Below are 13,178 nucleotides of genomic sequence, written 5' to 3' on the forward strand. Positions count from 1 at the left end.
AAAGCAGGAGCATGAACGAGGTCAGGCTTGGTACCCAGGCGATCGGAGCAGCCGGCGAGCTGTTGGTGCAGTACCAGCTGTTGAAGCTTGGTATCGACAGTGCCCGACTGACGACCGACTCCGGCATCGACTTGGTGATGTACATCCCTGGGCACCAATCGGCGGCCACGATCCAGGTCAAGACAAATCTCGTGCCCAAGCCCGCAGGCGGTAAGGGCAAGTTGTTGCTCAGCTGGTCGTTCCCCGATGACTCCCCGGCGCAGTGGCTCGCTTGCGTCGATATGTCGACCGACGCCGTGTGGATGTTCCGGATTGACGAAGCGCGACAGCACGCGCAGCAGAAGCACGCAGGCGGCACGCGGGTGCTGTACTTCTACACCGACGAGTCGATCGGACCGAAGGCACTGCGCCAGTGCGACATGACCGGTCACCGGCTGGAGGTCGTCATCCCCGGGTTGCTTGATGGACAACCGAGGGAGCTGCCGTGACGACCGATAACCGGGAGCAAGCAAAAGCGCGCCTCGACAGTCAGATCAAACGATGCCGAAAGTGCGTTGAGCCTGACCGTCTCAATATTCCCGGAATCACTGCGTCCGCTGCTGGTTTCGGGTCGATTGACTCACCGGTGGCGATCGTCGGCGAAGCCCTGTGTCGCCGATGCATGGATGCGGGCGAACCGTTCGTCGGTGGCAGCGGACGCATCCTCAAGCTTTGCTTTGACCGGGCGAACGTCGATAAGGACGATCTGTTCATCACGAACTCGATCCACTGTCACCCGCCAGGTGATCGTGACCCGCTGCCGCATGAAAGCAAAAACTGCGAGCCCTTCTTGCGGGAAGAACTGTTGGAGATCGTTCGACCGCGCCTGGTCATCGGTGTCGGCAAATTCGCCAAGGCGGCGGTCCTGTCGATCTATGACGCCAGGGTCGATGCCGAGGCCCGAGAGCTGAATTGGCCCTTTCGCGTTCCCCGGCCTCGCCGATCCGACCCGCCGCACATCACCTACTGCCTGTTCCCCAAGCATCCGTACTGGATCATGACCAGGCCTGCTCCTATGCGCGAGGAGTACATCCGGAACGTCGGACGCGCGATTGAGTGGGCCTTCGCTTCCAATGCCAACTAAGCGGTGCGCACAATTCATTTCGGCACCTGACAACACGTCACGACGGCGGCATTGGCCCGCGCCAACTACGCTGGCCAGTTCCGGTATTCGGCACATAGCGGCGCAGCCGGCGACAGGGTAATCAAGCTAAACCCGTTGTGTCACAAGGCGGTATTGGCGAATCGCCGCACAAGGTCTAGACGCAGCACCGTTGCACCGTCGGCCCGTACGGTTTGACGTATGACAGCCACAACCACCACCGATCCGGCGTCGCGGTCGGCCTCCAGCTGGTCGGCCATGCTTGCCAGCTTGAAGTCCCGAGGTGCCCCCGACACCGACGCCCGCGTCATCGAGGCCCGCCAGGGTCTTGCGTATCACCGCGTGCTCCGCAGTGTGGAGCGCGACGGTGCTGAACTGTCCAAGCCGGGCGTGGATCGCCTGGTGTCCCAGCTGCGGCAGGCGGTGTCCCGATGATGCCGCGTCGCCGTGGCCGCCCTGCGCCAGTGCCACCGCCACCGGTTCCGCTAGCGCCGTCGGGAATTCCGGCACCGCTGGCCACCGCGACTCAGGACGAACTGCGCGAGCGTCGCCGCAAGCGCCAGCCTGTCCTCTATCGCGGTAACTTCAACCTGGCCACCGAGGTGGCCGCCGTATGTAGCTCGGTGGCCACCGATGCCAGTCGTCTGCCCAATCCCGTTGTGCTACGCGCCGACATCGAGGCCGTGGCCGACGCTGTGCACGAACTGCTCTCGGTAGTAGTCGGCCTGATCGCCGCCGACCGCCACGCTCCCGAGGACTCCCGCGCACGGACCCGCCAGGCTGCCGCTGATCTGGCTGTGCGACCGCAGACACCCGCCATCACCGACGCCGCCATCGTGTCCGGTTCGTGGGCGGTGGCACTGGCGGCTTGGGTCGAGCCGTACGCAGGCGACCTGGCCGCCCTGCTGGGCCGTGCCCTTCCTCCCGATCATCCGGCTCTGCGCGGCGATCCGAGCGCCAGCGACCGCGTCGTGAAGGCGCTGCGGGTGCTCGACAGCGCGGTGTTAGACCTCGCACGCCGTATACCCAAAGTCCGCCAGCGTCAGGCACTCCCGTCGATGGCCGAGTTCAACGCCGGACTCCAAGCCAGGGCCGACGCCGACCGCCGAGAGCGTGCCCTGGCTCGCCTCGGATCGAGGTAGTCCAGTGAACCTCCGCGAGACAAACGTTCCCGGTCGCTGCCGATCGTGCGGCGGGCCGTGCCTCACCGACAAAGGCAGCGTCTGGGGTTGGACGTGTTCAGGTTGCCTGGACCAGTACATCGCCGACAGCATCAAGCGCGCCGACGCCAGGGCCGCCACGGAACTCGAACGCCGCGTACGCAAAGCCGCCCGAGTATGGGAACAGGCTCCGAGCTGGAAGAAACGAAACTTTCTCGGCACCCGGTAGTTGTCGGGGTCGGTCGGATGGTGGCTGTGGGCCCGTCCCACCGACTCCGGCACCTACACCACCAATCACTAACTACCAGAAGGGCTACCCAGATGACGACGACCACTACGCCGCGCGCCATCACCCGGCGTGAGTTGGCTGCCAAGGCCACGGTCACCGCCGACGAACTGGCCGAGCTGGATATAGCGGTTCACGAGGCGGCGCACTCGGTCATCGGGACCGTACTTGGCGGTGAAGTCCGCTCCGCAATGCTGACTCGCGCCGGTGGCGCGCTTGGACTGCACGGCCTGACGCGGTTCCGCGATCTTGCCGAGCCGAGCCGCCCTGATACGGCCTATGCAGGCCCGTGGGCTCAGGCGTCCTGGCGGGCCGGTGCATGGCCGACACAGCATCAGGTACAGGCGGTGCTGGCGGGCGGCGGCTGTCATGACGACGCCCTGATAACAGCCGCTGGTGGCCGCAACCTCACCGTCTCTCCCGAGACGCCGCGCCTGATTGAGCGGTGTTGGTCCAGCGTGCTCACCTTGGCTGGGCAGCTGTTCAAGAACGGAGAGGCTAGCCACGCCGACGTATTGGCCGCGCTTGGCCTGGCCGGTCTGAACGAGCACGCCGCGGCGTTCGGCCTGGCGAGCATCCGCAGTGGCAGTTCTCCCAACAGCATCCGCATCGACGGTCCAATCAGGTTCTAGCTCCCGCCATCGTCGCCGCCGGGGCCTCGACTGACGGCGGTGTCGACCCAAACCCGTTCGACACCAACGACACCCCGAGGAGATACCGATGACCAACGCTCCGGACTACGCCATGACCGTCCCGACCATCAATGACGAGATCGACGCCGCGATCCTGACCGCCCTGGAGGCCGCTGACGGCGAACTGCTGGCCTGGCGAACTGTCCGCGCCAAGCTGCCCGGCGACTGGTGGCAGCAGGGCGAGGCGCTGACCCGCTTGTTCGAGTCGCGCGCGGTTTATGTAGTGAAAATCGCCGGGAAGAACTATTGCCGTCTGGAGCAAGGCGCGAATGCACCCGGCCCGGTGCTTGGCCAGCCGCGCCAGTTCCAGGCGCTGTGATGGCCGACCACGTAGCCATCCTGACCGCCGCCCGAGCGGTGGCGGCGGCATCGTCTCGCCGCCGTCCGGCGTCCCCTGCAGAGCTGGCTGTGATGTTGATCCCCGGCTACCACGTGACCCCCAGCATCCAGCTCATCAGCAACGAACTGGTGCGCGCGGTGGAGGAAGACGACGGACGACTTGTGCTCACCATGCCGCCTCGCCTGGGCAAGTCGACGCTGGTATCGCGGATCTTCCCTGTCTGGCTGCTGATGCGCGACCCTGACTGCGAAATCATCTTGAAGTCCTACGGCGACCAGCTGGCCGAGGAGCACTCTGCAGCCGCCCGTGGATTAATCGCCGAGCACTCCACGGCGTTGGGGTTCGCGCTAGCGGAGGATCGGAAGTCAGTTGGCCGTTGGCGCGTGGACGGGCGGCGCGGTGGCATGCTCGCTGGTGGCATCTTGTCGGGCACAACGGGGTTCGGTGCCGACTACCTGATCGTGGACGACCCGGTGAAGGGTGCCCAGGACGCCGATTCGGATGCCTACAAACGACGCTTGCTCAGCGAGTTCAAAGCATCGTTGCTTACCCGCCTGATGCCCGGCGGCTCAGCCATCCTGGTTCTGACCCGCTGGGCCGAGGACGACGTAGCCGGGTCACTACTGGAGGAACCCGGCAGCCGGTGGCGCGCGGTGAATATCCCCGCCATCTCGACTAGCGGCGTGCCGGACGCCTTGCAGCGCAGCCGCTCCGGCGTCGCACTCACGTCGGCCAATGGCTTCACCCTGGAACGGTTCACCGAGATCAAGGCCGAGGTCGGTACGCGACAATGGGCCGCGATGTACCTGGGCACCCCGACCAGCCCCGAGGGCGGCCTGATTAGAGCCGCCTGGCTCGACGGCCACCGCCTGATCGCCGCCTCACGCGGTTCGACCTTGACTGTCGTCGGCGTCGACCCCGCCGAGTCCGGTGAGGGCGATGAGACCGGCATCGTGGCCGGACAGGTGGGCCGCGACGGCCAGATCGCGTTGACCCACAACGCCTCCGCGCACCTGACCTCCGAAGGCTGGGTGAACCGCGCGGTGCAGCTGGCCACCGCCATCGGGGCCTCGCGAATCGTGGTCGAGGGATACAGCGCCGCCACCACCTACGTCCGCCTGCTGCGCGAGGCGGTGGTGCGCCAGGGCTCAGAGCACCAGATCACCGTGAGCACCTGGCCGCCGAAGGGACAGGGCCGGAAGGGAGATGCGTTATCCCGGTCCCAAGGTCTAATCGCGGCGCTGGAGACAGGCCGGTGCCGCGTCGCGGGCCAGTTGCCCGAACTGGAGGCCAACATGTTGTCGTGGGAGGCCGGGCAGCACCAACCGGACTCGGTGGCGGCGGCCACCATCGTGTTTGAGACGCTCGCGGCCAGCGCCGCCGCACAGGTCACCATCGCCACTCCGGATTCACGACGGCTGGGCCAGCGCAATGGCCGCCCCGCCATCGCAGCGATCGACGGTGCGACGGTGCACCCGCTCAACCCGTTGGCGCGCCGGGTCAGCGGGCGGTGAGGCATCGGCGGGCACGGCTGCGACGGCTGTTCCAGGGCAGTGAAAACGCGTTGGGCTAGGTAGCCGCGAAGGTCCAGCCGTTGGCCCGCACGTAATCGAAGAACTTGATGGTGTCGACTGAGTGTTCGTCGGCAATATTCGGAACCTTCTGGTTCCTGTCCTCGGTGTTCGGGCCTTTGCGGTTCTCCTCGGTAACGATGACCGACTGCTCCGCCTTTGCGTGAGCGACAACGAAAGGGTCAGCCTCGTTAAGTTGGCCTTGCACCCAGCCTGGATGGGCTTGGGCAATTTCCGCAACGGTGGTCAGCTCAGCATCGGTGACCGCACAGACGAAGCCCGGCAGGCCCTTCGCCCAGTTATGGAGAACGTCGCCGCCCGCTCGCTAATCTCACGCAGAATCGCCTCGCAGATGCAGCTTTCCTGCGCCGAGATTGACGCCTCGATGTTCTCCCACAGCCCGGGGAAAATGTCTCGCGGATACCTCTGTTCCAATCCGATGAGGATGTTGGTGTCGAGCGTGAATTTCACTCAGCGCCGCCGGTTCTGTAGTACTCATCGAGCATCTGCTCAACCATCGGTAGGCGTGCATTGAGCAGGTAGGTCGCATCCACAAGGTCGACCCGACGGTCTTCGAGAGCTCGCGCGATTGTGCCGATGTAGCTCGGCCCCAGATCGCGATAGCGGAGTCGCCAAGGCGGCACGAACCCCGCGCTCTGCCGCTGTGCCTGCCGAGCCTGCTCCCATCGTTCTTCGCTCTCTGCCCTGATCTTGTCCAGGTCACTGTCGGAGATAAAGCCAAGCCTGCGTAACCGGACCGCCGCCGCTAACGGGCTCACCTTGAAATGCCGCGCCAGTTTGTCGGCAACCGTCGCCGGATCGTCGGCGGCGACTATATGCATCCGCACCGCAACCTCGGGCATCAGGAATGCAGCGGCGAAGTTGTTGGCGAGTGCCTCCTCGTTCACAGTCTCGCGTAGCGCGCATAGCCCGCTGGTTCTGTTGATCAGGTGTGCGACCTCGTGGAACAAGGTGAACGTGCGCCCCGCCGGGCTGTCGCCGCCATTGATGATAACGACGGGCAATTCGTCATGATGAACGGAAAGCCCTCGAAAAGTCTGCAAGGATATTTTCGTCGTCTGGAGGACGAGAATGCCGTTGTCTTCCAACAACCCTCGCCAGAAACTGAACACCTGGTTGTTGGAAGACTCGGGGGGAACGAAGGTGTCGGTGAGGCCGAATTGCCCCCGCAGATCAGCAGCCCGTTCGGCAATGGTGTCCCATGTGATTGGACGTACGTTCATGCGGCGCTCAGGACGGCCACCGAGGTCGAGCATTGCGTCCCGATGTTGCTCGGCGCGGCGCATTTCCTTGGCGAGGTCCGGCGGTAGGTCTGCGTCGGCACGCCCTCGAAAGTCTGCAGTGTCTGGCACATCGGACACAGCGGGAGGCGGTGCGAAGAAGAAGCCCAGGGGGCGGTCGAGCTTCCCTGCCATGAGGGTGAGCTGCCGAAATGTCGGTTGCGCGTCACCAGACTCGAACTCGACTACGCGGGACGGCTTGACACCCAGTGCCCGCGCGAGGTCGGCCAACGTGACGCGGCTAATCTCACGCGCCCATGTAAGGGCGGATGGGTCAATGGGCGCTCGCGCCACGATCCACCCCCGTTCATTTCGCCATTGGCTCGGACCCTGCCAGTCCGAGCAATATTAGGGGCACTGTCTGACGCCTCGCTGCCGGTTGGCCTTAACGCTATTGCGCCGGAAGTAGGCAGGCTGACCACCAAAACGTGCGTTGTCGGTGCCCAAGGATATGTTGCTCAGCATGACTGAGATGCTGGCGGCACTCTTGGGTGCGCTCGTTGGTGGTCTCCTCGCCGCTTGGGTGGGTTCCCGTCAAACCGCCAAGGTCTTGAAGCACGAGACGGACTTGGCGGCAACAGAGCGGCGAGAGACGCAGCGCCTCGATGAGGAGCGGCGGCGAACTTTCGCAGCCGATCAGTTGATTGCGGCGCTCGCGGACTTCACAACGGTCAACCGAGACGACGAGCGAGACCCTTCGGCGTCTTTCGTGCGAATCGCGACAACAGTTGACGTTCACCGGGAACGAAATGGTCGTGCCGCCGCACTACTGGAAGCGGGTTCGAGCCACGCGCACGCTCTCCCGCCAGAACTGCGCGACCGATGGGGGGCGCTGATATGGATGGTCCGCTTCAACCAGTCAAAGCAATCCGAGCGCTCAGAAGAACTGCGGTGGCGCGACGCCCAGGACCTGCTGAACTATATCGAGTACGTGCGGCGGTCACTGTCCGCAGTTGGCGGGGATTACCCCATGCCGCCGCACTTCTCCGCACCGGACGCGCGCCGCGAAGGAACTCGCCCTTGGGGATTTGAACCCGAGGAGGGGTGCGACGAGCCCGACCTAACCGAATGGCACTTGAGCTCCCGCCTGGTCGGCCAGGTGAAATTCTCCTCTGGAGACGTTCGTTGGTACGGACCCAACGGACTCGTCGTCGATGTTCCGCAAGAGTCCACCGACACAAGTCCATCCGACCAGTGAGCTAGGCGCGCGCGTCGAGGTCAGTCGTCGTTCCGGTGCTGTGGGCCTTTGATACGTGCGGCTACGTGGGGGATTCGCTGGTGTCTGGCGGTGTGGTGTGCCCCCGGCAGGATGCTCACCGGCTGAGGGCAGTGCACTGCGTCCGGACGGCTCGAAAGCGTGTTCGCCAAGTTGCCGCCAAGTTGCCAAGACGCGCACACTCTGCCGTATACAGGGACCTACGCAGTGGACACCGTCAGTGCACTACCTGCACGTATGCGACAGGCTCGAACACAGGTGCACTATTTCCGGTCCCTTTACACACCAGCGGTCGGCGGTTCGATACCGTCCGCGCCCACCGATATTTTCCGTAGCATCCGCATCATGCGGCTCGATCATGTGGTGCTGGGGACCAAGGACCCGGCTGTCGCCATGGATTTCTACACCCGCGTCGTCGGACTGGAGCCGGTGCGCTTCGACGAGTTCCGCACCGGCGAGGCGCCGTTCCCCAGCGTGCGGGTCTCGGGTGACTCGATCATCGACCTGTCGCCGGATGAGGGCGGCGCCGAACATCGGGTCAACCACGTGTGCCTGGCGATGACCAAAGCCGAGTACGACGCCCTCGATCAACGGCTGCAGGCCGAAGGGATCGACACCAGCGACCGGCTGGCGCCGACGTTCGGTGCTCGCGGCTGGGGACCGGAAGGAATGTATTTTCCCGACCCGGACGGCAATGTCATCGAGGCCCGTTACTACGACGACTAGTGGCCCACCCTAAACTCGCTGGAAGCCGAATCTGTCCAGCGCATAACCGATTCCGCCGTTGGGTGGTCGAGACAAGGAGAACGGACGCATGTGGGTAACCCCGAGGGCAGCGGCCGGAGTGGGTGTAGCCCTGGCAGTGGTGATGCTGTCCGTCGGCTGCAACGGCAACTCGAAGCCGCCCGCGGCGACGTCGGGCTCATCGAGCGCCGCGGCGAGTAGCACCGCAGCGCCGAATCCGGCGCAGCCGAGCGACTACACGAAACTCCTGATCAAGCCGACCGACATCGAGGCGCCGATGACGTTTACCGCTGCGCCGCCCATTGCGAACCCGGATGGCAAGCCAGGCGCGGCGATCACGTTCAGCGGCCCGGAGAATTCGCGTGTCATCACCGACACCGTCTTGGTCTTCCCGGATCCCGCCGCCGCGGCCAGCGCTCTCGAGGCAGCGAAGAGCGCACTGGGCAACTCGGTGAAGGGGACGCCCACACCATCGGACATCGGCACTGGCGGTACGACAATCGAGGGGAACACCCCCGACAAGTCGCGGGGGAAGACGGTATTGCTCTTCACCGAGGGACGAGCTTTCGTCACGATCGACTTCGATGCGCCCGCCGACTTCTTCCCGCCGCCGGAATTCGTCACCCAGCTGGGTCAAAAGCAAGCCGCCGCCATCAAGAACGGTCTCTAGCGGTCCGAAATGCCTTGAGTCGGAAGCTCATCGATGAGTTCGTCGAGGAAGTGCCCGGCTTCGGCCCCGGCCCGATCGGTGTCCCGCTCGGCAATCGCCTCGATCAATGCGGAGTGGCCGACATGGGGGTCCATCGTGCTGGTGATGGCGACGCTGTCGGTGACGGCTTCGGTCAATCCGCGGTACAGCTCGATGAGCACCGCGTTGTGTGACGCGCGGACGACCGCGAAATGCAACTCCGCGTCGGCCCGGGAGAATTCGGCCCGATCGGCGCCGCCGTGCAGCGCATCACGCCGGGCGAGCAATTCCTGAAGCTCGGCGAGGTCGTCGTCGGTGCGGGCGGCGGCGGCCAGTCGCGCACCCTCGACCTCGAGGCACCGGCGCACCTGCAGCACCTCACGCAGCTTCGACCCGCACATCCGGCTCAGGGCACCGGAGATCTCGCTGGTGGCCCGAACGTACGTACCGTCGCCCCGACGGACTTCGAGGATACCGCTGTGGGCCAGGGCGCGGACGGCTTCCCGCACGGTATTGCGGCCGACGCCGAGCGCCGTCGCCAAGTTCGGCTCGGTGGGGATCCGTGTTCCGACCGGCCATTCTCCGGTCGTGATCGACTGCCGCAGCTGGTCGATGGCATGGTCGACCAGCCCGGAGGGGCGCGCGGCGGCTAGCGGCATCGAAAAACCCTTTTCATCCGATCATGGGATGTATGACACGATAGCGCGGTGAGCCGCTACGAGCACGACCTGAGCCTCGAACTGGACGGCGCCTGTGAAGTGCCTGCCGTCGGGCGGGTCGCCGGCGGGGCGGTCCTGATCGTCGCGGTCGTCCTCGTCGCGCTCAATCTGCGTCCCGCTGTCACCAGCATCGGCCCGGTGCTCGGCGACATGCAGCGCGCCCTCGGCGCGTCCGCGGTGTGGGCGGGAGTGCTCACCACCCTGCCCGGATTGTGCTTCGCCGGAGCGGGATTGGCGTCCGCGGCGCTGTCTCGCCGGTTCGGCCTCGGCCGATCCATCAGCCTGGCCCTCGGCACGCTGATCGTCGGACTGCTGGTCCGCGTTCTCGACGGGCCGTACGTGGTGATCGGCGGAACCCTGGTCGCGACCGCGGGCATCGCCGTCATCAATGTGCTGATCCCGGTGGTGATCAAGACGTCGTTCCCCGCCCGGCTCGGGCTGATGACCGGCATCTACACCGCGGCCCTGCAGGGCGGCGGTGCCCTGGGTTCCGCCGTCACCCCACCGCTGGAGAACATCTCCGGCGGATGGCGCCCGGCGTTGGGCGCGTGGGCCGTGCTGGCCGTCGTGGCGTTGGTGCTGTGGCTGATCGCCGCGCGCCGGGTCGAGAGTCCCGCCGACTCCACCGATTCCGGTGGCCGCCGGTCACTAATTCGGAATCCGTTGGCCTGGACCGTGACGCTGTTCTTCGGAACGCAATCACTGCTGGCCTACATCATGATGGGCTGGTTGCCCGAAGTGTTCATCGACAGTGGGGTGAGCAAGTCCTCGGCGGGCCTGCTCGTCGGGCTGCTCTCGGTGATCGCCGTGCCGATCAGCCTCGTCCTCGCGCCGATGGCAGCGCGTGCCACCCACCAGAGCGGCTGGATCGCCGGGCTCGGGGCGTGTGGTTTCGCCGGTGTCATCGGGATGTTGATCGCTCCTGACTTCAGCCCGCTGCTGTGGAGCGTCCTGATCGGCATCGGCATGAGCGTGTTCTCGTTGGCCCTGACCGTGATTGGATTGCGCGCGCGTACCCCCGAGGACACCGTGGCGCTGTCGTCCATGGCGCAGGGCTTCGGTTACCTGCTGGCCGGCATCGGCCCCTTCCTGTTCGGCACGCTCCATGATCTGACCGGTGGCTGGACGGTGCCCTGGATCATGGTGCTCGGTGTGTACGTGGTGCAGATGGTCATGGGTGTCCTGGCCGGTCGCAACCGCTACGTCTGAGGAGATGCGCAGTGCTGTCGACGGACTGGTCCCACGCGATGGGAATCGACGTGCCGATCGTCAACGCCCCGATGGGTGGCGCCGCCGGTGGCGCCCTGGCGGCCGCGGTGTCCACGGCCGGTGGTCTCGGGATGATCGGGATGGGAAGCTCGGCCACCGCCGAGAAGCTCGCGGCGGAACTATCGCAGGTGTCGAACCTGAACCGGCCCTTCGGGATCGGCCTGGTGGACTGGGTGGCGGCGGCCAATCCGGACCTGCTCGACACCGCGCTGGCCGCCCGCCCTTCGCTGCTGTGCGTCAGCTTCGGCGACCGGTGGGATTGGGTGAGCCGCACGCGCGATGCCGGTGTTCTCACCGCGACCCAGGTTTCCGACCTGCCATCCGCACAGCGCGCGGTCGACGCGGGCATCGATGTGGTGATCGCCCGCGGTGCCGAAGGCGGTGGGCACGGCCGGCCGCTCATCGGCACATTGCCGTTGTTGACCGAACTGCTCGATCACCTGACGGTCCCGGTCTTGGCGGCCGGTGGAATCTCGTCGGGTCGCGGGCTGGCCGCGGTGCTGGCCGCCGGTGCGTCGGCGGCGTGGGTCGGCACCGCGTTCACGGCGTGCACCGAGTCGCTGCTGTCCGAGGCGACGCGCGCCCGGCTGTTGGCAGCCAACGGAACTGACACCGTCACCACTCGGGTCTTCGACATCGCGTTGGGTTACTCGTGGCCGTCGGCGTTTCCAGAACGTGTGTTACGCAACGACTTCAGTGATCGCTGGGACGGCGCCGAAGACTCACTCGACGCCGATGCGGCCGCCGAGTTGTCCCAGGCCATCGCCGCCGAGGACTTCACCCGGTCGCCGATCAACGCAGGCCAAGGCGTCGGGGCGTTGACCTCCGTGCGGACTGCTGCCGACGTGATCGCCGGGCTGAGTAGGGAAGCGGCCGAGTTGTTGTCGCGCTGGGCTATGCCGGACTGAACGCCTGGCGCGGGATGGTCAGCGGAAGATCCACCGAATTCACCAGACCCGGTGCCGCGTCGACGACATAGGGGATCGCGTTGACCACCCGCATCGCGGTGGCCACCATCGCGCCGGCTCCGGAGGTCATCGATTCGATGCCGGCCTTCTTGCGGTCCCGCACCGTCACGTCGAAGGTGCAGTCGATGTCCGGTGTTCCTGTGATCACCACCCGGTAGCCCAGGGCGTTCGGCAGTGTCGGCCAGTGCGGCGCGACATCGGGAGCCAGTCGCGTGACGTGTTCGATGACGATCGCGTCCTTGCCGTCGACGATGCCGATCGCCTGCATCCGCAGCGCACCGCAGGTGCCCGCCTCGACGGTGCCCATGGCCACTTCCAGCGTCCGCTCCGTCACCGCTCGGTCGAATGTCTCACGGACCGAATGCAATTCGACGCCGAGCGCGTCGGCCACCATGCGCAGCTGGCCGTGCCATTCACCCGCGATCGCACCCGGGAAACTGATCCACGGTTGATAGTCCAGCGGCCTGCCGAAGCCCAGCGCGTCGCTCATGATGTCCGGCACGCCGTAGTCGTCGTACAGTCCGATCTCGTAGCAGTGGATCTTCTCGATCTGGGATGACTGCGTGGAGAGTACGAGCGGCAGATAGTCGGCGGCGAAGCCGGGCTCGATGCCGGAGGCGTAGAGCGTGACCTGACCCTGTATGGCGGCGGTGGCTATCTGGTCGCGCCACTCCGCCGGCTCGTAGGCGTGCGGATTGACCAGCCGGGTGGTGCTCGTCGTGACGACGTTGATGCCCGCGCTGAGAAGCTTCACGTAGTCGGGGATCGCCAGCGCATCACGCTCGGGACCGCTGGCGGCATAGACGACGCAGTCCGGCTTGAGTGCGATCAACGCGGCGGCGTCGGTGGTGACCGCCAGTCCGATCGGCTCGCCGTTGGCGAGATCGCCGGCGTCGCGGCCGTCCTTCTCGGCGGAGTGCACCCAGACGCCGACGAGGTCGAGGTTGGGGCGCTGCTGGATGGCGCGAATCGCGATCGACCCGATGCCGCCGGTGGACCACACGACTACCCGGTAGCTACCACCAGCCATGACCGCCTCCAAAACCTAACGTTTGATCCGGAACGTAACAGTCGCTCGTCGAC

16 protein-coding genes and 1 pseudogene are annotated in these 13,178 nt (G+C 65.8%); 12 read left to right on the top strand and 5 right to left on the bottom strand.

The genetic code is table 11. From position 1 onward, the window contains the following. Positions 1-11 precede the first annotated feature (11 nt). From D3H54_RS11285 to D3H54_RS11315, 7 genes are all read left to right on the top strand, one after another. Positions 12-488, top strand: a complete 477-nt coding sequence (locus tag D3H54_RS11285) for a hypothetical protein (RefSeq protein WP_149379107.1) — start codon at positions 12-14, stop codon at positions 486-488. Beyond that, positions 485-1,123 carry a uracil-DNA glycosylase family protein gene (locus D3H54_RS11290; RefSeq protein WP_149379108.1) on the top strand — a complete coding sequence of 213 codons (639 nt, stop codon included), beginning with the start codon at positions 485-487 and terminating at the stop codon, positions 1,121-1,123. The genes D3H54_RS11285 and D3H54_RS11290 overlap by 4 nt, the downstream gene beginning before the upstream one ends. Positions 1,124-1,342: 219 nt before the next feature. Continuing rightward, positions 1,343-1,576, top strand: coding sequence for a hypothetical protein (locus D3H54_RS11295; protein ID WP_149379109.1), 234 nt, complete (start codon positions 1,343-1,345; stop codon positions 1,574-1,576). A 29-nt stretch (positions 1,577-1,605) separates the two neighbouring features. Beyond that, the gene (locus tag D3H54_RS11300; RefSeq protein ID WP_149379110.1) at positions 1,606-2,283 is read left to right on the top strand and encodes a hypothetical protein; all 678 of its coding nucleotides are present in this window, start codon (positions 1,606-1,608) and stop codon (positions 2,281-2,283) included. A gap of 339 nt (positions 2,284-2,622) precedes the next feature. Next, complete coding sequence (locus tag D3H54_RS11305) at positions 2,623-3,219, top strand: hypothetical protein (protein WP_149379111.1); 597 nt, start codon at positions 2,623-2,625, stop codon at positions 3,217-3,219. 88 nt (positions 3,220-3,307) lie between these two features. Next, on the top strand, positions 3,308-3,598 hold the full coding sequence (locus D3H54_RS11310; RefSeq protein ID WP_149379112.1) for a hypothetical protein: 291 nt from the start codon (positions 3,308-3,310) through the stop codon (positions 3,596-3,598). Continuing rightward, complete coding sequence (locus D3H54_RS11315; protein WP_149379113.1) at positions 3,598-5,133, top strand: terminase large subunit domain-containing protein; 1,536 nt, start codon at positions 3,598-3,600, stop codon at positions 5,131-5,133. The genes D3H54_RS11310 and D3H54_RS11315 overlap by 1 nt, the downstream gene beginning before the upstream one ends. A gap of 55 nt (positions 5,134-5,188) precedes the next feature. Here D3H54_RS11315 and D3H54_RS11320 read toward each other — a convergent pair. The 3 genes and pseudogenes from D3H54_RS11320 to D3H54_RS11330 form a co-directional block, all read right to left on the bottom strand. Then, positions 5,189-5,488, bottom strand: a pseudogene (locus D3H54_RS11320) (DUF4411 family protein); the annotation flags it as partial. Continuing rightward, a complete protein-coding gene (locus D3H54_RS32170) occupies positions 5,437-5,661 on the bottom strand; it encodes a DUF4411 family protein (protein WP_149379115.1) in 225 nt (74 codons plus the stop codon). The gene D3H54_RS32170 and the pseudogene D3H54_RS11320, both read right to left, overlap by 52 nt. After that, on the bottom strand, positions 5,658-6,785 hold the full coding sequence (locus D3H54_RS11330; RefSeq protein WP_149379116.1) for an ImmA/IrrE family metallo-endopeptidase: 1,128 nt from the start codon (positions 6,783-6,785) through the stop codon (positions 5,658-5,660). Before D3H54_RS11330 ends, D3H54_RS32170 begins: the two co-directional genes overlap by 4 nt. A gap of 169 nt (positions 6,786-6,954) precedes the next feature. Between D3H54_RS11330 and D3H54_RS11335 the strand changes: the two genes are divergently transcribed. From D3H54_RS11335 to D3H54_RS11345, 3 genes are all read left to right on the top strand, one after another. Beyond that, positions 6,955-7,689 carry a hypothetical protein gene (locus D3H54_RS11335; RefSeq protein WP_149379117.1) on the top strand — a complete coding sequence of 245 codons (735 nt, stop codon included), beginning with the start codon at positions 6,955-6,957 and terminating at the stop codon, positions 7,687-7,689. A gap of 363 nt (positions 7,690-8,052) precedes the next feature. Further along, entirely contained in the window at positions 8,053-8,433 is a 381-nt protein-coding gene (locus D3H54_RS11340; RefSeq protein ID WP_149379118.1) for a VOC family protein, read from the top strand. Between the two features lie 88 nt (positions 8,434-8,521). Then, the gene (locus D3H54_RS11345) at positions 8,522-9,121 is read left to right on the top strand and encodes a hypothetical protein (protein WP_286199211.1); all 600 of its coding nucleotides are present in this window, start codon (positions 8,522-8,524) and stop codon (positions 9,119-9,121) included. Here the strand turns inward: D3H54_RS11345 and D3H54_RS11350 are convergent. Further along, on the bottom strand, positions 9,118-9,798 hold the full coding sequence (locus tag D3H54_RS11350; RefSeq protein WP_149379119.1) for a FadR/GntR family transcriptional regulator: 681 nt from the start codon (positions 9,796-9,798) through the stop codon (positions 9,118-9,120). The genes D3H54_RS11345 and D3H54_RS11350 overlap by 4 nt on opposite strands. A 69-nt stretch (positions 9,799-9,867) precedes the next feature. Here D3H54_RS11350 and D3H54_RS11355 point away from each other — a divergent pair, with 69 nt between their 5' ends. Both D3H54_RS11355 and D3H54_RS11360 read left to right on the top strand, forming a co-directional pair. Further along, the gene (locus D3H54_RS11355) at positions 9,868-11,067 is read left to right on the top strand and encodes a CynX/NimT family MFS transporter (RefSeq protein ID WP_286199272.1); all 1,200 of its coding nucleotides are present in this window, start codon (positions 9,868-9,870) and stop codon (positions 11,065-11,067) included. Between the two features lie 38 nt (positions 11,068-11,105). Continuing rightward, positions 11,106-12,035 carry an NAD(P)H-dependent flavin oxidoreductase gene (locus tag D3H54_RS11360; protein WP_149383475.1) on the top strand — a complete coding sequence of 310 codons (930 nt, stop codon included), beginning with the start codon at positions 11,106-11,108 and terminating at the stop codon, positions 12,033-12,035. Here D3H54_RS11360 and D3H54_RS11365 read toward each other — a convergent pair. Beyond that, the gene (locus tag D3H54_RS11365; RefSeq protein ID WP_149379121.1) at positions 12,022-13,125 is read right to left on the bottom strand and encodes an NAD(P)H-dependent amine dehydrogenase family protein; all 1,104 of its coding nucleotides are present in this window, start codon (positions 13,123-13,125) and stop codon (positions 12,022-12,024) included. The two genes, D3H54_RS11360 and D3H54_RS11365, sit on opposite strands and share 14 nt — an antisense overlap. Positions 13,126-13,178: the final 53 nt, after the last annotated feature.

The organism is Mycobacterium sp. ELW1, assembly GCF_008329905.1.
Classification (GTDB): domain Bacteria; phylum Actinomycetota; class Actinomycetes; order Mycobacteriales; family Mycobacteriaceae; genus Mycobacterium.